Origin of the sequence: Niallia sp. XMNu-256 (genome assembly GCF_036670015.1) — a bacterium.
Taxonomy (GTDB): Bacteria; Bacillota; Bacilli; order Bacillales; family Cytobacillaceae; genus Bacillus_BD.
The window spans coordinates 1,908,664-1,928,879 of sequence record NZ_CP137636.1 but is presented as its reverse complement, the minus strand read 5'-3'; the positions used below and the strand labels follow the sequence as shown (position 1 = coordinate 1,928,879).

The window sequence follows — 20,216 nt, the reverse complement described above, 5'->3', positions numbered from 1 at the left end:
TGCAAAACGATGTAGATGATTCGGCTCATGAAATGGCTGTAAGCCAGGTTCTGTTCCTGTGTGCTCAAACGATGCCAATCTTGCACCAACAGGTGTAGTCATATAACTATCGATCGATTGACCGATCCATCCTTTCGGTTCACTTCCCACCGGATGGTGCCCCTACCTAAGTTTGGGTTGCTCGCTCGTGGGGTTTACCCCGTTCCATTTCTTTCGTTTCCAAAAGAACTTCGTCACTGTGGCACTTTCAGAATAATTTCAGCATATCCAAAAGGACTTAGCTGATTTCTCCGCCGTCAGAGATCAATCTCTGCCCACCTTTATAGATGGCACGAACACTCCGGGCATCTCAGCACCGGGCGAGCCTGGACTTTCCTCAACTCGTGTTAGCACGAGCCGCGACTACTCACCATTTCATGTTTGTTTCGTTCATCACTACATGAGTAACTATAACATACATATAATTAAAACTGCATTAGTAGATAGTTTCCAGAGATGGAAGGTTTTTACCATACTCAAAATGGCCGCCTCCCTATTGTGAAATAGGAAGTAGCTTAGGTAGATTAAACTACATTCTGTTTGGTGTGTTTTTACTTTAATTTCTCATTGCTGAAACATAGAGATACAAAAAAACAACCCACATACAGTAACTCATGGATTGTTTTCTTGGCAAATGGTTACAATAAGAACAGGACAGTTTGCTCTTTTCTCTTCTGTTAAAACCTGATACACAGTGAAAAGCTTACGTCAAACATCCTGTTTTCATATTAAAAGCAACAATGTGTGAGAAAAGAGCCTAATGAGTAGATAACTTTGCATTTTGATCATTGAATACAGCCAATTTATCGACAAGTTTCTTACTAGCTGCATTTAAGTTTTTAATGGTGACTCGATTTTGATTTTCACGATATCTCATCATTACTTTATCGATTGCACCAACAGCTGAATCATCCCAGACATGAGCAGCAGAAAAGTCAATCACAATGTTTTTATTTTCAACCGTGTAATCAAAGGCATCGACAAATCCATCGACAGAAGCGAAGAATAATTGACCTTCTATATCAAAAATGATTTGATTGTTTTCTACTCGTTTCACAACTTTCATCGTAGAAATTTTAGCAACGAAGAAAATAGCACTTAAAATAACCCCTGCAATAACACCCTTTGACAAGTCATTAGTTGCCACAACAATAGCCACTGTTACAAGCATGACGAGTGCATCTGATTTTGGTGCTTTTCTAAGATAAGTGAACGATGACCAATCAAAAGTTCCGATACATACCATAATCATAATTCCCACAAGTACGGGCATTGGAATCTGTACGACTAAATCTCCTAATACAATAATCAGGAACATTAAAAATACACCAGCTACAAAAGTTGATAACCTTCCTCGTCCTCCTGATTTTACATTAATCACAGATTGTCCAATCATCGCACAGCCCGCCATTCCACCAAAGAAACCTGTCACGATATTGGCTATTCCTTGACCTCTTGCCTCTTGATTTTTATTGCTTTCGGTTCCAGTCATGTCATCTACAATCGATGCAGTCAGTAAGCTTTCTAAAAGCCCAACGATTGCTAAGGAGATAGAGTACGGAAATATAATAGCCAAAGTTTCAATTGTAAATGGAACGCTTGGAATGATAAAGGCAGGTAATGACTGAGTAATAGCTCCCATATCCCCAACTGTTCTTAATTCAACTCCACCATAAATGGCCACAATCGTTAACAGCACAATGGCAATTAACGGCGCCGGTATTGCTGTAAAAAATCTTGGCACTATATATACGATTAATAATGTAATCCCGACAAATACATAGGTCATACCCGAAACTCCTATAAAATGCGGAACTTGGGCCATAAAAATTAAGATGGCTAGTGCATTTACGAAACCAATCATAACCGCCCTAGGTATAAACTTCATGAGTTTTGCTACTTTAAATACCCCAAATAATATTTGAATCATTCCGGTTAAAATGGTAGCAGCAAACAAATATTCCAATCCATAATCTCGCACTAAAGGAACCATTACCAAAGCCATGGCACCTGTAGCCGCTGAAATCATTCCCGGTCTTCCTCCGGCAAACGCAATAATAACTGCCATCGTAAACGAAGCATATAGCCCAACCATCGGGTCAACTCCTGCAATAATGGAAAAGGCAATGGCTTCAGGAATCAACGCTAGCGCTACAACGATACCAGAAAGGATATCGCCTCTCACATTGGAGAACCATTCCTTTTTAATCTTTTCGACCACTTTTACTTCCCTCCAAAAATCTATCATTTATAAGTTAAAATCAAATAAGCGTAAAAACTTACTTGAACAGTCTATCATCTGTCTGCCCAAAATGGAAGGTTTTTGGGACATGTTTTTTCTAAGTTATAATTGCTAGATAATATAAGGTTGATTAAAAGTATGAAAATCAATGTTCTACATATCGCTTATAAAGCATTGACTTTAAACAATCTAAAGCTACTAAATAGATAAATGTTAGTAATACGTTTATTTTTTGTGCGGATAAATAGAATGATACTCGAAATAAACTGGTTAAAACTGTATTTCAATGAGGTTGAGGGTGTCTTTATGAGGCTAGAGAAGAATATTGTTACCTTTTTCGTTTCTAAACAAAAAGATGTTATCATCATGAAGGCATTTTATCAACATTCTTATCGTATTTTTAAAATTTATAGAATGCCATTGGGGCTTTGGCAGACAGGTAGACTCCTACCACCAGTCTGATCTTTGTAAGAATCGATTTTTGATTCTTCCTTGTTTAAAAGCTATAGATGAAAACTTAATCCGAAAGTCTATCATGTTCCTTCCCACTGCGGACCGTTCAGAGCTTTTTCATAAGAATTGAGTATATGATATGATAAAAGATAAAGCTATATCGGTTAGGAGAGCGTGTAATGTTAATTGGGTATATGAGACCTTTACAAGAAGATTTAGAGTGTAAATCACAACAAAAATACATCGAAAAAATCAATTGTGACAGGATTGTCATTGAGGAACATTCATCCGCAAAAAAGAGAGTCAAACTTAAACAGATGATCGACAACTTGAAACAAGGAGATACAATCGTCGTTACGAAACTATTTGTCTTTGCTGATTCTACACGTCATCTCGTTGAGTTATTGGATGCGATTGATGCCAAAGGTGGTTATTTTCAATCAATTAAAGAAGGAATTGATACAAGCAAGAACATAACAGATTCTTTTAAAACTATCGTTAACCATCTAGTCGAATTCCAAAGTGATGTGATTAGTGAAAAAACTAAAAAAGGGTTAAATGAGGCAAAACAAAAGGGAATCGTAACTGGTCGACCAAGGAAACCAGATGAAAATGTGCGACGGGCCATTGAAATGTATCAAAGTAAAAATTTTACTCTTATGCAAATAAAAGAGGAGACTGGAATTAGTAAGTCCACCTTATATCGATATTTGGAACAGTAGATAACAAGGGTTTTGTATTGATCGTTCCTCCCTTGTATTATCATTACTTCCGTGCGTTAGTGTTTTTTTAATGATTAAAAGCCCTATGAGATGTCTCACGAGGCTTTATTAAATGATATTAAATGCAAATCTCCAATTTTTTAAAGCTAGATACGATTTCATGTTGTTCTTTTTCTTTGATTAGTAAGGAGTAATAAACAGATAATAAATGGTTCGCAAGTGTCATAAATAATAAAACTTGTTTAATTCTACCGAGTGTTTACTGTACTATTTTTCCGTTTCAAACTTATTTCGATAGTGGGCGAGTGCAAGTAATGGGAAAATATATCGATAACTATGATAGTGGATATATACCGCCCCTGGCAATCCCTGTCCTTTTGGATAATCCGTTGTCCAATCGTTACGATTTAAATGGTTTACTAAATACTGTATTCCCCTATTGATTACCTTTGTTGGTTGATCGTGTGCGGCAATAAGTGCGTCAACCGCCCAGGCCGTATGGGTCAATGTACTATGTTTTAAAGGGACATAGGTCTTTTTCCTGTCACTTTTACATGATTCTCCCCATCCTCCATCTTCATTTTGAATGGTTTGCAGCCATTTCACCCCGTTCCTAATTGAACGATGAGAGGATCGTATCCCTACTGCAGATAATCCTGTGATGGCGGCCCATGTCCCATAGAGATAACAAATTCCCCACCGGCCATACCATGAACCATTGCGTTCTTGATCATGTAGAAGCCAATTGACTCCTTTTCTTATTGCATCCACATTTGTTGATAGATTTGTATAATTTCCGAGGAATTCCAACGTCCGGCCTGTTAAATCGGCGGATGAAGGATCTGCTATGATATCCTCTCCTCCCTTAATTGGCAAAAGGGATAATAATTTATTATTCGTATTCTTTTCAAAGGCAGGCCATCCTCCGTCATCATTTTGCATCGATAAGACCCAGCGGACTCCCCTTTCCCATGATGAATGTAAACGACGATCTTGCCGTACGGTTTGTGCTATGCTTTTCAATGAAGCGGTTGAGTCATCTACATCTGGTTGGATCGTATTTTGATCAGCAAATCCCCACCCTCCGGGGAACCCATGGGGATTATGAACGACCCAGTCTCCATATTTAAGATGCTGACGACTTAATAAGTACTCGTTCGATTTAGTAATGATGGTGTCTGTTGGAGAAATGCCTGCAATTTGTAGGGTTGAATTAATTAAGGAAGTATTCCAAATGGAAGCGGTCGTAAATTGCATATGTGTATAGCCATTAATTTTACATTGCATGGATTTTAGTCCGTCTACCGCCTTTAAGATAAGGGGATCGTGTTTCGAATAGCCAAGAGCTAATAGCGCATAAATCATTAGAAAAGTTGAACTAAAATACGTTAGAAACGTGCCATCTGGTTCAATACGGTTTACCATATACCTCTTTGCCTTCTCCATTCCTTGTTGATGAAGGTGAGCTGGGTATCCAAGTAAAGTTTTTATCCCATTTTGAATGGAAGAAAATAGCGAGCGGTATTCTTCCTGATTTCTAAACGTAAATAATTCATCTTCTGAATTCCTGACCTTCAAATCATTTACACTTATTTCCGGTTTTGCTTTTAACCTGAATTTCCGGTCGGCTAAAATCATAATGGGAACTAAATGGGCTCTTCCATATATAGAAAAATCATATAGATTGATAGGAAATGTAGCTGGCAACAGAATGAATTCAATGGGAATCGGAAAAAAGGATGGCCATTTGACTTGACCGGTTATCGCTAACATGATCTTGGTAAACAGATGGGATTGGTTTATTCCTCCATTGGCCAAAATAAAGCGTTTTGCTGCGATCAGTCTCGCATCATTTTTCTTCAGATATCCTGAATACAAAAGCGCATAATACGCCTCTACTGTGGCGGAAAGATTTCCGTCTCCTTCATCGTAGAATAATTTCCATGCCCCATTTTTTTCCTGTTTACTTAAAATCCTTTCCGTTAGACGCTGAATTAAATTTTCATCATGAATCTCCAATGTCTTTAATAAAATGATCATATAACTATCTGTTGAAATTCCGGTTTCAAATGGATAATTCCATGAACCATCGGGAGACTGATCCTTCCTTAGCTTTTCAACCAATTGGTTGATTCCGTTCGTCACTTTACTATCCATATTTTATTCACCCTCTCCCTTTAAATGATCTTTACTATTCATATTCATTATAAAAAAAAGACATTCATGCAGGAGGGTCACTATGGTTATTAAATTCATCATGAACAAACAACCGCCACTCTCTAAAACGCAAAAAACCATCAAAAAAATGTTAACCAGTAAAGATATCGTTGTAAAAAAAGAACTCTCCACCTGGGAATTGAAACTTCTAAATAAAATTAAAACCGAGACGGATCTTTTCAATAAAAATAATATAACAAGAACATTAAGCTATCTGGACTTTTATATCCGTCATCCAGAAATCCATTGGGCGTTTTTAGCACATATGGTCTCCAGAAATGCCGGTTGGAGTATGACGGATTTAAAAGGGGGATTTCTATCAAAATTATTAACGAATAAAGAAGCACAAGCGTTTTTTAATTTTTTAGAACGGGGAAATTGGTTAATTTTTCAGGATGCGTATCCGCAATTATTAGTTTATGAGGAAAGCAAAAGACAGAGGACCAACTTGTTTTATTTACTGCCACATTTACATATCTCTTACTTTATGGAAACCATTTGGAATTATTTTTGGAGAGAACCTGACAAGCGTTTATTAACATTTGCCTTAATCATTAATGAACAAAACTATATAGAGACACGGGTGGTGCAAAATCCTGTTTTTCAAAAAAATGTACTAAATACATTAGAGTTTACATTACAGGATGCTCTTTCGTTAAATCATATTCTCTTTCCCTATAAAGAGAATGAACGAATCCAAGTTGTTGGTCAAACCGTACACCACTTTGAAAGTTTACAAAAGAGGATTTCTTTAGGAAAGCGCTTATACTCTATTTTGTTTGATGATTTAGATCGGTTGTACTTGATTGAAAAATGGACAAAAGAGCACCCTCACTCAGGATCAAGAATGGATTATTGGCCATACATCTTTCATTATGTGAATGAAGGAATCCCAGGAATACAACTGATTCCTAACATTAAATCATGTTCCATTCCCCTTGGATCGCCGAGAATCTATAGCCCAAAACTAGAATTCTCTTGGAAAGATCAACCACAAGATCCTGCAGAAGACGGAGATTGGTATAGAAACTGGAAGGTGATTCATCACTTATCTCCTTTAAAGGAACATGTGAACGGAGAGATTAAAAATGACTATTGTAAAACCCTCGAAAAACTCGAACTAGCAGCCATTACAAAGAAGGTCCTTTCTCCCTTCTATTAAAAGATTTTGGCCTCACTGGTTGCGACCTATTTAGATCTGCTATTTGTTGGAAAAGGTCTTTATTTCTTCCCGAAAAGACCTTTTCCTGAAGTGGTTTCAATTAATATCGCTTTTACATTAATCGCCCTACTTATCAATGGGTGAGCAAAAATAATCGATGAAGTGACGACTCGATCCTTCGAAAGGTTGCAGTGACGTTATAATCGCTTTATCTTGAACAACCAATGCGATTATTATATTTTCAGCCAATGTTTAAGATTTGCACAAATAATGATACACATAAACTTATAAAGACAGTTACAAGCCAATCTATTTTCTTAGTTGTCTTCAAAAGAATGTTTAGTAACGTACCAATAGCCATACAGACTAAAAAGGCGAATAAAATCATAATAAATTCCAAATAAATTTCCCCCTCGAATTTTATCCTAAATAATTAAATTGCTTATAAAACGGTACTTGCCCTTCTTGTTTAATCCATCGTTAAGCCTATTTTAACAAAAAAATCCATTTTAATCTGATTATTCCATCTTGGATTAAACAATTCTATAAAATTGTATTGAGCAGAATCAAGTAATGAGTTAAAAACCTTCTAATACATCAATACATAAAAAAAAGGGCAAATTAAACGAGGATATTTAATGACAAGGAGACTTCTTAAATGAAACAAAATGATCAAAATCAAGAACTTTATCAGGAAGCACAACAGGCTGTTCAATCCAGACAAACTAATATAGATCCACGAAACTTGCAACAAGCCCAGGCACAAGAAAGTTAAGGTCAAAAAAATTCAAGCCAAAAACAAAATGAATAAAAACGTTATTATTAATACTAATCCTATTCAAAGGAGACATTATTCGGCTAATGGTAAGGTAACAAACTTTAACCTCATGATGGTTGATTCAAATCCAGCTAGCTATAGCCAATTTTTTTATCTCTATATATAAACAAGATGATTACACCTATAAAACCGGACTACTACTGCCAGAAAGCCTTGTTTATGGAAAAATGTGTTTATAAGGAAATAAATAGTGCCAGGAAAATCAAGATGATGATCCTGGCTCTTTATGTTTAAAGAGGTGATAAAGCTTTTGTTTTATCGACATGAATGAACGCGTTGTATCGTTCAGATAAGCGTGATGGAACATAATTTCCGTATTGTTCATAATCGGGATGATAGACGACTCCAATGGCTCGGTGCCCAATGGTATCCTGAAATGCACCACGATTTTCTTCTGTGAAGATTACATATTGATCTCCTAAACCTGTGTGGTGAAGGGCTTCTTCCCAGCTTTCTGCCTTACCTTTTGGGACAGGCATGACTTCAGGAGGATCCCCCCATTTTTTCGCTGCTATGACGGTTCCTTGATACGTGCCGAACCCAATCGCGTAGATTTCATCATCGCCATACTTTTCACGAGTGAGTTGTCCGACATTGACCATTCCCTCATTAGCCATATCTGTTGCGCGGGCATCCCCGATATGTGTGTTATGCTCCCAAACAATTCCTTTCGCATTAGGTCCATAAAATTCTCTGATATGATGAAGGGCCTCTACCATATGGCGATCTCGAATATTCCATGATTCATTATCATCTGTGATCATTGTATGATAGTAATGCTCGGCATTGCTTGCAACGATCGCATTGATTTTCATATTTAAGAAGGATTCCTCATCGTCATAGTCCACTTGTTTGTTCTGAGTCATCGTTTGAAGGAGTTCTCGTACTTCGTTCATACAATCTTCACCGTAAAAAGCGGCTGCAACCCCATACTTTTCAGGCTTACGTTCATGTGTCTCAAAACATTCGATCGCCTTTAAGGCTTTTTCCAATACAGGAGAGTTTATTTTTTCTAAATAGTCAACAATGGCATCTAAAGATTCCCATAAACTATAGACATCTAGCCCATAAAAACCAATTTTCTTCCCTGACTGTGATTGATTATAGTGGTACAGCCAGTCAATGAGTTCTACGATTTCTGTATTTGCCCACATCCAAGTAGGCCAGCGGTTAAAAGCCTTTGTTAATACGTCTTGAGCAGAAGAATATTCAGGCGCCATTCCTTTTATATAGCGATTGACCTCATAACAGGCGGGCCAGTCCCCCTCAACAGCTATAAATGAAAAACCATGCTCTTGAATGAGTTGTTTCGTTAAATCACTGCGAATCCGGTAAAACTCGCTCGTTCCATGACTCGCTTCACCAAATAGAACATATTTTGCCTCACTAGCCTTTTGTACTAAAGGTTTTAGCTCGGTTGTTGATAAAAAGGGAACCGCATATTTTTTTATTTGATCGACTAATTCATCTGTTTTAAGCATTGTATATCACCTCTTTTTTAGTATGAACTGAAAAAAATAAACGAAGCACAAACCAAATATTGGTACATGCTTCGTTTTTAATGATTCCTTGTACGCGAACCTTTGAGGAATAACAGCCACTATGAAAGACTTTCCCCATGAAACATTTTGTGAAACAAGATTTTTCGGGGCGTCACAGTGACGAGGTTATCTAAATGCGACTTTATTCCTCGGTTTCGAAAACCAACCTATTAGGGCAATAATTACTAATACTCCGTAAAAGGTTATTGTCCATATTGTACTGTGAGGAAAATCATGCGGCAAAATCCCAATATCCTCATGCGCTAGGGTAATAACGGCAAGCTTTACTCCTACCCAAGCCACAATGGCATAGGCAGTTGTTTCCAAAGCTGGACGCTTTGCAAGAAGTTGTACAAACCAAGTGGCTGCAAACTTTATTAAGATCAGGCCTGCAATTCCCCCGAGAACAACGACAAGAAACTGTCCTCCGTCCATGCCCCCGAATTTACCGAGCGGTGAATCTGGAAGGCCAAGGGCTAGAGCAACCGCAGCTAATATTGAATCAATTGCAAAAGCGAGGTCGGCCAGCGCAATCTTCCCTACAGTTGGCCAGAAACCTTTTCCAGCAGCTTCTTGTTTATCATCCTTATGGATCTTTTCATTCTTTTTCCCGAATCGGGCTTGAATAATATGCTTTAAGCCTAAATAGAGAAGATATGCGGCTCCAATTGCCTGTATTTGCCAAACGCCTGCGATAAAAGAAATCGCAAAAAGGGCAATAAATCGAAAAACAAAGGCCATAATGATCCCATAATTAATCGCTTTACTTTTCTGGTTTTCAGGTAAATGCTTGGCTATAACTGCTAATACAAGAGCATTATCAGCTGATAACAACCCTTCTAATCCGATTAGAATAAGCAAAGTCCAAGCATACTGTAGCAATAAAGGCTCCATTAATTTCTCCCCTTTAACACTTACTTAAATGTCACATTTTAAAATTTTCGTTACATGATAAATGTATCCACTTACTTATTTGTGTTATTTCAATTAGTATTTGGCTAAATTATGGTGAACATTTAAGTTATATTTTGGTTTTTTTAATCGGGGCGTCACAGTGACGCCCCGATTAGGGGTTACATCAAGAAATGGGTTATAATGTTAAGTTTTTTGGAAAGATAAAAAGCCTATTTCCTCCTTATTTTAGCGAGAAATTAGACTTATCATTTCAATATTAGCCCTTTTAGTTGAGATACAAACTTCCTTTATCTATCTAAAAAATCCGATAGACATGAGTTAAGCATTTGAAAGAATCTCCCATTTTAGGAAGTTCACTACCTTCCCATCCCCTTTTGTTTAAAGGATGACTATTTAACTTTGATCTCTTGTTTGGGAGTTATGATTGTTGTCATTAACGTTATCTTTCCCTGCTTTGTTACCCATCGGTCCGCCGGAAACAGCACCTTCAACTGCAACTGAACCAAATGGATCTAGAGCAGAAGGCATCGTATCACCAGTAAAAGCACCTAGTTCAGTTCCTGCCGACTTGCCAGTATCGTTATCGTTACGTTTGTTCATATCAGCCATGTAATACACTCCCTCGTTTTTTATAGGGAGGTGCTGTTGTTTTTAGCAGCACTGCCCCGTAAACATATTTTGTCCAATGGGAACAAATATACAAGGATAAATTCATATAATTAGGTTGATCAAGTGAAACAGTATTCTATACGTGATCATTTCTTAAGGGCCCTATTGTTAATTTTTCATCAATAATACCCCTCTTCTAAAAAATAGTACTTGCCAACTTCCTTATAAATACATTCTTGTATCATTCATTTGAAGGGATTTTTGCAAGCGAATGATCTCATTCTGTATGCTCGGGAATGATTCAATTTCAGGTACTTGTTTAATTGATGTTGACCGTTTCCGACCAGCAGCGTTTGCCATTGTTTCAAAAACAAAAAGGATTTGGGCAAGCTTTTTCTCTGAAAGAATAGGTCGATCTTCTACTTTAGAACAATTATTTAGTAAAAATCCTAAATGCTCGATGGAAAATACCACTGGCCAATAGGAGTCCAACACTTTTTGATTGACTGGAATCTCCCCTGAAGCGGTAGAATAGAGTGTTTTTAAATGAATCATATTTATTTGCATCTTTTTAAATTCACTGCTTTCTTCTAAATTCAATCCTCGTCCGCCTTCTGAAAAAAGAAGTACGAGTAATTGTGATTGAATTCGAATGGTTTTAGCTACTAAATGTGGGATCCGGCTAGAAGCAGATTTTCTTCCCATCAACCAGACTCCAATTAAGCCAATAAGACTTCCGATGATTACATCGATTAGTCTCGCTGAAGCAAAATAGGAAAAACTAAAGCTTCCATGACTTGTGCTTTCAGCCATAAGCAATGCATTTGGTGTGAAGAATAGTGCAGCTAACCCGTAGTTTTTCACAATAAAAAGCTCGGTCATAAATGTCAAAAGTAAAATAAATAGAGCGATAACATATCCATATGGCTGTGCAGCAAGAATGAAGCTAGCAATAAGAATCCCTACAATCGTACCAAACCCTCTTTGAATGGCCCGATGATAGGTAGCAATAATGGTTGAACCTGACATAACGGCGACACAAGATAATGGAACCCAATAGGAGCGTGCAAAATTAAATTCATAGGCGATGATTGCTGCAATGATCGTTACTACACAAAATCGTACAGCTGAAATAAATACAATCGAATTTTTATCAAAGGCCCACCTAAAATCATCTTCAGTGATGGTTTATATATACGAATCTCTTTATTGATTTTTGATGTTGGTTCATTCATGACCGCATCCGCATCATATATTTTCCTAAATAAGGCAGCCACATGATCATCCATGCCTTCTGGCTGGAGGATTTTTTTACTCCTCCGCTTCTTTCTATTCTTATAATCCAATGAATTCGTCACTTCCCGGATTGCTTGTCCTAATTCGGATGGCAGTGTTGAATGATTATCTGAAAAATTTTCGAGGAGATATAAAAATATTTGGTTTGCATGATCAGTCAATACATACAGTCGCTTAAATAATTCTGATTGTCTCCAAGGTATATAGCCTGCTCTAATGGTTTCTTCTGCTTCTTTTAAAACGGACATGACTCGGTTCTTCGCTTCATTAAATTCTTTTGTTCCAACTGAATCAACAAATGCAGCGAGTTCTAAATACACTCTCTTCATAATCTGAATTTCTGGTCCATGCGGATTAAATAACCAACCACTCATCGCAATGATCCATGCTAACGCCCCACCTAAAAATACGAGGCCCGCCCGTAACGGTGCTTGTTCTGGATGAACAGGCATTCCTGTTGTCATAGCGAAGACTAAAACAAAGAAAATGGCAGATGGTCCTGCAATTCGTAATGCTCCAAATATAAAAATGGCTGTTGCACCGATAATCCCTATTAAAATGGCTGTTGCAAGTGGGTAAGGGGCAGCAGTAAGTGTTCCAAGGGCTGTAACCAATGTCATACCAAGTACGACAAAGAATAGCTTTTTAGCATTTTGAGCATATGGAATATTGAAATAATAGAGGTAAGTAAATCCTCCTAACCCAGCAATCAATCCATATTCAAAATGGCCTAACAGTAGCCCTATCACGACCGGTAAGCTCGCAGCTACCCCGGCACAAAATGCTTTTATCCAAGGAAACGGCTTTCTATTCACAGCCATAGCCTGTTTTAACAGCGATGATTTCTTTGTAGGGAGGGATTTCTTTGCTTCTGTCATAGGCTGACTCCTTATCTATTTGCTTAAAATCTATGTATGATAACAATTGAACTTGTTCTTGAACCTTAATTACTTTTTAACGGCAACGTATTTTACTACTATTCATTACTATTTCCTCCAGCTCAACTAATAATGATCGATTATTTTCATCATCCTGTTGATGTTTAACTAAATCGTTCCGAACTAACATGATCCATGTGATGGATGAATATGAGATAATTTCTGTTTCTCGATATTCTTTCTTTTATGATAACAGAGTTCTTGCATTGGGAAATATATAGATGGAAGATAGCGTCTTCAATGGATTAAACGAAGTGCGTTATTGGTTGAATATCCTTATCACGCTATTACTAATCTTGTTGTTTCCTTGGAATGCTTTATTCGGGCCTCACCGTAAGAACGTTAAGAAGCCACAACATGTTTGATAATGTTGTGGCTGACTTGGCAATCTTCAAATAGGAAACTTTATCGAATCCTAATAATAATGGAATTAATCGACCAGCATAGGTCTTGTAATCTGTTTTAGTGCTTACTGTGATCATTCTACTTTGAATCCGACCGAAACCGTCGGTGATTGGATTTATTTTTCCGAGTTAACAAGTATTTCATTCCTTTGTGAATCACTTTTATGAAAAGGTATAGTGCAAAAAATAGCAAAAATCCCCATAAGCCCATTACCGCATCGTCAAATTCCATTTGCCCCCGCCCTGTTATTTGTTGTTGGATCTCGATGGCAAATACGATAACAATCATGACGGTAAATGTATAAACAAAAGAAATAGCGGTAATTCCATACTTTGAAAGATATTTAAAAAACACATGGGTACAACCAAAGATAACAATTCCAATTATGCCCATAATCCATAAATGTAAATCTTTATCCGTTAATTCTAAGCCTGCAAATGCTGTTAAATCTAGAATAATATCATGCATGGTGTTAATGATTTCCGCAACAATTAATATAATCTCTTTCATCATCATTCCCCATTTTTCTAACCTTTTGTTTAAATAATAGTTTAATAGTAACAGAAGTGGCTAAATCGTCAATCATTCTTATTGATGAAATATCTCTCTCATTTTCTTAAAGTTAATTGAAAATTGGCATATTCGGGGCGTCACAGTGACGCCCCGTTTAATCTTTACGTCATTTCTGCATAAAATCTTCAAAGTTTTATAGTAAACTGAGGTTATTAGAAATTAGGAGAATGATGATGGTTATGAATAAATTATCAGTAAAACTTGGCATCTTATTTTTCGTTGTGATCTTTGGTTTAATTACTTTTATGTTTTTCTTTTTACATGCTGAAATTGTAGAATCGAGAGTCGAACAAGAGCTACAAACATTACAATCGCGGGGCAATACTCACAAAGCGATTCTTGAAAAGCAATTCGATGAGGAAATGATTGATCATGTTATATTGATGGAATCTGAATCGAATACAGATGTAATCATAACCAATAAGTCAGGGAAAATACTTGATGCTTCAACCCCGGTTGATCCCTTTAAGAAATATATAGAAGTCCCTATAACTTCTATTCCAAGTAATGGACAAGTGATCGAAGAAAAATGGGATCAGAAACCCTATATTGCTACGGTTAGCCCCATAGTAATGGGTCAAAGTGTTTCTGGGTATGTTTTTATGTTTCAGGATACGGCATCTGTTCGTTCTCTTATATATTCCTTAAATGAACACTTTTTACTCGCAGGCTTCATTTCAGTTATTTTCACGATCGTTATCATTATCTTCTTATCAAGGGGGATTACAAAACCTCTTATTAAAATGAAAGAAGCAACCTCACAAATTAGTAAAGGGAATTATTCGCTTGCGCTCTCTCACACATCAGATGATGAATTAGGCGATCTAGCGAGGTCTATTCAGTTATTGGCAACCGATTTAAACTATTTGAAAAAAGAACGGAGTCAATTTTTAGCGAGTATCTCGCATGAACTTCGAACCCCTTTAACGTATATAAAAGGCTATGCAGACATTGTGAAAAAAAGGAACTTACCCAAGGATGAACAGGACAAGTATTTATCGATCATTGTGGAGGAATCGGATCGATTAGCCAAATTAATTAAAGAACTATTCGAACTGGCTAAAATGGATCAACATACTTTTATCATTGAGAAAGAGCCAATCAACTTATATGAATTTTTCACTAAAGTGGATCAGAAGTTCTCTCCAATTTTTAATGAGAACGGGATGGTGCTTACAATAGACTGTGAGCCAAACCTGATGTTAAAAGCGGATTCATTAAGACTACAGCAAATTTTTGTGAATTTATTAGATAACGCGATGAAATACTCAAAAAGTGGTTCAACCGTTGCATTAAGAGCTTGGAAACAGAAAAAGGACATTCACATCTTGATTCAAGATAATGGAAAAGGGATTCCAGAGGAGGACCTTCCCTTCATTTTTCACCGTTTTTATCGAGTAGATAAATCCCGTACACGTTCTCTCGGTGGGACAGGGCTTGGTCTTGCCATCATTAAAGAACTGATCCTGGCTCATGGAGGCGATATTATTGTAAGAAGTAAAGAAAATATTGGGACAGAGTTTGAGTTAATCTTTAAGGAGGACAAACGTTGAAAACCATTTTACTTGTAGATGATGAACCGATGATGCTTGATTTGCTATCGTTATACTTGTCCCCTCTTGGCTATCATTGTATAAAAAAGGAGTCCGGATTGGACGCTCTAAAATACTTAAAATCCAATACTGTTGATCTTATTTTACTAGATATTATGATGCCTGGGATGAGTGGGTTAGAAGTATGCGCAGAGATACGTAAAGTTTGGGATATTCCTGTTATTATGCTCACAGCATTAGGTGAAAAAGGAGACATTGTAAAAGGGCTTAATATCGGTGCCGATGATTACATCGCAAAACCGTTTGATGAAGATGAGTTAGTTGCTAGAATTGAGTCTGTCTTAAGAAGAAGTACAAAACAACCACAGCAAATTTCATTTAAGGGACTTACTCTTATTCAAGATTCTCATCAACTTTAGATCCACTTATTATAAGCACTTGACCCATTGAAACGTGGGGACGGTTCTCACGTTTCATTTTTCAAGTAAGATAAACACCGCTAATATAACATCGAGAACCATCCGAGGTTTTAAATCTTAACAAGTTCTACAAAGTTTCTGCATAATCTCTGCAAATATTAACGTTAAAATATAAGTATAAGATGAAGGAAGATGAAAGTGATGAAAAAGAAATTAATCATCGGACTATTAACAGGAGCGATCGTTCTAGGTGGAGCCGGAACATTTGCTTATGCACAAACAGATGGTTTTCAAGAAATGAAACCATTTATGGAAAAAATGCATCCAGAGTTATCAACAAATGAGTTAGAACAAATGTATAATTCCTGTCATGGAGATGGAGGCATGATGGAAAATACTGAGCAGACAAAAAATATGATGAATAACTTATAATTTCAAAGAATGAAAGGATTGGTTGTACGCCAATCCTTTCATTCTTTAATCAGCTGATTTTAAGATTTATTCGGACGAACCGATAACTCTCTAAAAATGGAACCCATTAAATGTTTATCTTTTTCAATTAGGAGTCCCGAGTGTTCGATCGTGTTCATTGTCTCTCGATTAATATTTGCTCCCCAAAGTCTTACCGTTAAAGGATTTAATAAATCCATTACAGTACCCACCCATTTCTGATCACTTTTCATATGTTCCAACATTAATATTTGGCCATCCGGTTTACATACCCTTTTTAGCTCTTGTAAACCAGATAGCGGATCAGGAACTGAACAAAATACACATGTCGATACAATTGTATCAAACGAATCATCTGGAAATGGCAAGGACTGTATATCTGCCTCGACTAATTCAATTGGAAAAGAAAAATGCCCTTTTGCCACTTTATCTCTAGCATGTTTTAGCATCCTTGGACTAAAATCAACACCCGTTAGTGACTTCGTATGGGTTGGATAAAAAGATAAGTTGGCCCCTGTTCCAATCCCCACTTCAAGAACATTACCAGCTATATTTGACAGTAAATTAAATCTCCATTCCTCTTTAATCATCTTGTCCATAATTTCATAGATCCCAGAAATTCTATTATATCGTCTTTTGACTTTTTCATTTATGTTCAAGTCCGCTTCACCTGCTTAACTAAAATTATTTTTAGTTTCTCATTTATTTATGGTAAAAGATGCATCTTTTTATAACAAATATTTATTTTTCCAAAAAGTGAAACTTACATCAGTGGTGGTTTTCCTTCCTCTCCACTAATGGTAAACTTTAAGCCACAGAATGCTGGTCACGCAAAGGTTGCGGTCGGCTTATTTAGTCTATGTTCAACTCTTGGAGCTTTACGGACAGTTGATCCCCATCCATCTTCTTAGCTCGCTTAAAATCTAAAGGTAGGAAACTGATTGCCTGATAAAAAATGGTCCCTATTGGATAGAGACCATTCAAAATCATTTACTCATCATGTTGTTCAATATTCGTATGTTGTCCATCCTCTGCTGAGGGGCTGGCAATTGTAGTATAAGCATAATAGATTCCAACTACAACCAATAAATAAGCAAGAGCTGACAAGACCCATTTTTTCATAGAACTACACTCCCTACAGTTTTACTTTTTGTAAACGAAGGGCATTGAGTACAACTGATACAGAGCTGAATGCCATAGCAGCACCGGCAAGCCACGGAGCTAAGAATCCTACTGCGGCAACCGGAATTCCAAGTGAATTATAAGCCAAGGCCCAGAAAAGGTTTTGCTTAATATTTCTCATGGTTTTATGGCTCATTAAGATGGAGTCAGGAATACTATTCAAATCTCCACGGATCAATGTAATATCTGCTGCTTCCATCGCCACATCTGTGCCAGTACCAATAGCCATACCAATATCAGCTGTAGCAAGTGCAGGTGCATCGTTAATCCCATCTCCGACCATGGCTACTTTTTTACCTTGAGCCTGAAGTTTCTTCACTTCTTCTGCTTTCCCTTCTGGTAGAACTTCAGCAATTACATGGTCAACACCCGCTTGTTTTGCAATCGCAGCAGCCGTATCTTTGTTATCACCCGTAATCATAATGACTTCTAGACCCATATCTTTCATCCGTTTGATGGCAGAAGTGGATGTGTCTTTAATTATATCCGCTACCGCAACAATTCCTGCATACCTTCCATCAATCGCTGCTAACATAGCCGTTTTTCCTTGTTTCTCAAGACCTTCCATCTTCTCTAGAACATCGTCGATTTCAATATTGTATTTTTTCATGAGGCGACGAGTACCGACAAGGACCTCTTTTCCGTCTACAAACGTTTTAATACCATATCCAGGAATGTTTTCAAACTCAGAAGCATCTCTAAATGAAACGGATTTCTCTTTAATTCCCTCAACAATCGCTTGTGCTAGTGGGTGTTCTGACTGTTTTTCAGCTGAACCAACAAGAGATAGAAACTCTGTCTCATCTTGCTCTGTGATCACATCTGTTAGAACAGGTTCACCATTTGTGATTGTACCTGTTTTGTCTAAAATGACCGTGTTCACCTTATGAGTCATTTCAAGATGTTCGCCGCCTTTAAATAAGATTCCATATTCTGCAGATCGACCAGATCCGGCCATAATGGAAGTTGGTGTTGCTAAGCCTAGAGCACATGGACAGGCAATAACAAGAACAGCGATTAGATTTTCTAAGGCTTCAGCAAAGTTCCCTGGATCCGCCCAGAAATACCAAACGATAAATGTAATGATCGCAATTCCGACAACAATCGGGACAAAGATGCCTGAAATTCGATCAGCGGTCCGTTGAATTGGAGCTTTTGAGCCTTGAGCTTCCTCAACAATTTTAATGATTTGTGATAAAGCTGTTTCTTTTCCTACCTTTGTCGCTTTAATTTTCAAAAATCCATTTTTATTAATCGTTGATCCGATCACACTGTCTCCAACGGTTTTATCTACAGGAACACTTTCACCTGTAAGCATTGATTCATCCAGTGCGGATGTCCCTTCCAAGACTTCCCCATCCACTGGAACTTTCTCACCAGGCTTTACTAATAAAACATCACCAGTTACAACATCTTCTAAAGGAATAGTCGTTTCGTTTCCATTACGAATGACTGTTGCTGTCTTAGCTTGTAACCCCATTAACTTCTTAATGGCTTCAGATGAACGGCCTTTTGCTTTTGCTTCAAACAGTTTTCCTAAAATGATTAATGTAATAAGAACCGCACTTGTTTCGAAATAAAGACCAACTGAGTGAGCGTTGTTGCCAATTGTTTCAATAGATAAATATACACTGTAAAAGTAAGCTGCGGATGTTCCAAGAGCAACGAGTACATCCATATTGGCACTTTTATTTTTCAATGCCTTATAAGCTCCAACATAAAACTGTTTCCCTATATAAAATTGTACAGGCGTTGCTAAAGCCATCTGGACCCAAGGGTTCATAAAAGCATCCGGAACCCAAATAAAAGAGGTGAAACTAAAATGTCCTACCATGGCCCATAGAAGAGGTAATGATAAAATTGCTGAGAAAATAAATTTATTTTGCTGTTTTTCAATCTCCTTTTGACGATAATCAACAGCCTCTTTTTCATTTTCATCACTTTTTATCATGGCCCCGTATCCAAGATTTTCAACCTTTTGAATGACTTCCTTGGTCGTCACTACGGATGGATTAAACTCGACAGTTGCCTTTTCAAGCGCTAAATTGACATTTGCTTGAAGCACTCCATCCATTTTATTAAGACCTTTTTCGATTCTTGTTGAACAGGCTGCACAAGTCATCCCCGTAAGGACTAATTCTTTTTTCTCTGTTACAATATCGTATCCTAAATCTCTTACTTTTTTTGTTATATCTGAAGGACTTGTTAAAGAAGGGTCATACTGTACCATTGCTTTTTCTAAGGCAAGGTTCACATTTGCTTCTTTCACTCCATCCATTTTTTTTAATCCTCTTTCAACTCGATTAGAACATGCTGCACATGTCATGCCGGTTATTTGGAATTGATTTTCAATAACTTTTTCACTCATTTTTTCCCCCACCACCTTATACCCGCATAGGGTATATTTTGTTTAAAAAAAGAGGGCGTGCTTATAAGAGCACGATCCTACTTCGATTACTTTACATCATAACCTTGATCATCAATTGTGTCTTTGATTTTATCGATTGTTACCTCTGTTTGATTAAATTCAACGTCAACTTTTTTGTTTTCAAGATCGACTTTAACACTTGAAACTCCATTTAGTGCACCAACGCTTCCTTCTACCGCTTTCACGCAATGTCCACAAGACATCCCTTCAACATTTAGAGTTACTTTTTCCATA

At 37.2% G+C, this 20,216-nt stretch carries 16 protein-coding genes, 1 other RNA gene and 1 pseudogene; 5 read left to right on the top strand and 13 right to left on the bottom strand.

Annotation, left to right across the window (positions count from 1 at the left end):
* Positions 1-34: 34 nt before the first annotated feature.
* Positions 35-414, bottom strand: an RNA gene (gene rnpB, locus R4Z10_RS09735) — RNase P RNA component class B.
* Between the two features lie 382 nt (positions 415-796).
* Positions 797-2,260: a SulP family inorganic anion transporter gene (locus R4Z10_RS09730; RefSeq protein ID WP_338472971.1), complete on the bottom strand. Its 1,464-nt coding sequence runs from the start codon at positions 2,258-2,260 to the stop codon at positions 797-799.
* A gap of 653 nt (positions 2,261-2,913) precedes the next feature.
* Between R4Z10_RS09730 and R4Z10_RS09725 the strand changes: the two genes are divergently transcribed.
* Positions 2,914-3,456: a recombinase family protein gene (locus tag R4Z10_RS09725; RefSeq protein WP_338472970.1), complete on the top strand. Its 543-nt coding sequence runs from the start codon at positions 2,914-2,916 to the stop codon at positions 3,454-3,456.
* Between the two features lie 267 nt (positions 3,457-3,723).
* Here R4Z10_RS09725 and shc read toward each other — a convergent pair whose 3' ends face one another.
* Entirely contained in the window at positions 3,724-5,613 is a 1,890-nt protein-coding gene (gene shc, locus R4Z10_RS09720) for a squalene--hopene cyclase (protein ID WP_338472969.1), read from the bottom strand.
* An 82-nt stretch (positions 5,614-5,695) separates the two neighbouring features.
* On the opposite strand from shc, the gene R4Z10_RS09715 reads away from it, so the two are divergent.
* A complete protein-coding gene (locus R4Z10_RS09715; RefSeq protein ID WP_338472968.1) occupies positions 5,696-6,835 on the top strand; it encodes a DUF2515 domain-containing protein in 1,140 nt (379 codons plus the stop codon).
* A 1,068-nt stretch (positions 6,836-7,903) separates the two neighbouring features.
* On the opposite strand, the gene R4Z10_RS09710 is transcribed toward R4Z10_RS09715, so the two are convergent.
* The 6 genes from R4Z10_RS09710 to R4Z10_RS09685 all read right to left on the bottom strand — a co-directional run bounded on the left by R4Z10_RS09710 (position 7,904) and on the right by R4Z10_RS09685 (position 13,887).
* Positions 7,904-9,154, bottom strand: coding sequence for an erythromycin esterase family protein (locus R4Z10_RS09710; protein WP_338472967.1), 1,251 nt, complete (start codon positions 9,152-9,154; stop codon positions 7,904-7,906).
* A gap of 186 nt (positions 9,155-9,340) precedes the next feature.
* Complete coding sequence (locus R4Z10_RS09705; RefSeq protein ID WP_338472966.1) at positions 9,341-10,108, bottom strand: TerC family protein; 768 nt, start codon at positions 10,106-10,108, stop codon at positions 9,341-9,343.
* Positions 10,109-10,522: 414 nt separating this feature from the next.
* Positions 10,523-10,738 (bottom strand): hypothetical protein, encoded by a 216-nt coding sequence (locus tag R4Z10_RS09700; protein WP_338472965.1) that lies wholly within the window; start codon positions 10,736-10,738, stop codon positions 10,523-10,525.
* Between the two features lie 222 nt (positions 10,739-10,960).
* On the bottom strand, positions 10,961-11,827 hold the full coding sequence (locus R4Z10_RS09695; RefSeq protein ID WP_338473209.1) for an FUSC family protein: 867 nt from the start codon (positions 11,825-11,827) through the stop codon (positions 10,961-10,963).
* 20 nt (positions 11,828-11,847) lie between these two features.
* Positions 11,848-12,912 (bottom strand): hypothetical protein, encoded by a 1,065-nt coding sequence (locus tag R4Z10_RS09690; RefSeq protein ID WP_338472964.1) that lies wholly within the window; start codon positions 12,910-12,912, stop codon positions 11,848-11,850.
* Between the two features lie 543 nt (positions 12,913-13,455).
* Positions 13,456-13,887 (bottom strand): hypothetical protein, encoded by a 432-nt coding sequence (locus tag R4Z10_RS09685; protein WP_338472963.1) that lies wholly within the window; start codon positions 13,885-13,887, stop codon positions 13,456-13,458.
* Between the two features lie 242 nt (positions 13,888-14,129).
* On the opposite strand from R4Z10_RS09685, the gene R4Z10_RS09680 reads away from it, so the two are divergent.
* The 3 genes and pseudogenes from R4Z10_RS09680 to R4Z10_RS09670 all read left to right on the top strand — a co-directional run bounded on the left by R4Z10_RS09680 (position 14,130) and on the right by R4Z10_RS09670 (position 16,354).
* On the top strand, positions 14,130-15,503 hold the full coding sequence (locus R4Z10_RS09680; RefSeq protein WP_338473208.1) for a HAMP domain-containing sensor histidine kinase: 1,374 nt from the start codon (positions 14,130-14,132) through the stop codon (positions 15,501-15,503).
* A pseudogene (locus R4Z10_RS09675) lies at positions 15,500-15,919 on the top strand (response regulator transcription factor); the annotation flags it as partial. The gene R4Z10_RS09680 and the pseudogene R4Z10_RS09675, both read left to right, overlap by 4 nt.
* Before the next feature lie 204 nt (positions 15,920-16,123).
* Complete coding sequence (locus tag R4Z10_RS09670) at positions 16,124-16,354, top strand: hypothetical protein (protein ID WP_338472962.1); 231 nt, start codon at positions 16,124-16,126, stop codon at positions 16,352-16,354.
* Between the two features lie 59 nt (positions 16,355-16,413).
* Here R4Z10_RS09670 and R4Z10_RS09665 read toward each other — a convergent pair whose 3' ends face one another.
* The 4 genes from R4Z10_RS09665 to copZ form a co-directional block, all read right to left on the bottom strand.
* Positions 16,414-17,031 (bottom strand): class I SAM-dependent methyltransferase, encoded by a 618-nt coding sequence (locus R4Z10_RS09665; protein WP_338472961.1) that lies wholly within the window; start codon positions 17,029-17,031, stop codon positions 16,414-16,416.
* A 331-nt stretch (positions 17,032-17,362) separates the two neighbouring features.
* Positions 17,363-17,494 carry a hypothetical protein gene (locus tag R4Z10_RS09660; protein WP_338472960.1) on the bottom strand — a complete coding sequence of 44 codons (132 nt, stop codon included), beginning with the start codon at positions 17,492-17,494 and terminating at the stop codon, positions 17,363-17,365.
* Between the two features lie 13 nt (positions 17,495-17,507).
* Positions 17,508-19,922 (bottom strand): heavy metal translocating P-type ATPase, encoded by a 2,415-nt coding sequence (locus tag R4Z10_RS09655; protein WP_338472959.1) that lies wholly within the window; start codon positions 19,920-19,922, stop codon positions 17,508-17,510.
* Between the two features lie 86 nt (positions 19,923-20,008).
* A complete protein-coding gene (copZ, locus tag R4Z10_RS09650; protein ID WP_338472958.1) occupies positions 20,009-20,215 on the bottom strand; it encodes a copper chaperone CopZ in 207 nt (68 codons plus the stop codon).
* Position 20,216: the final 1 nt, after the last annotated feature.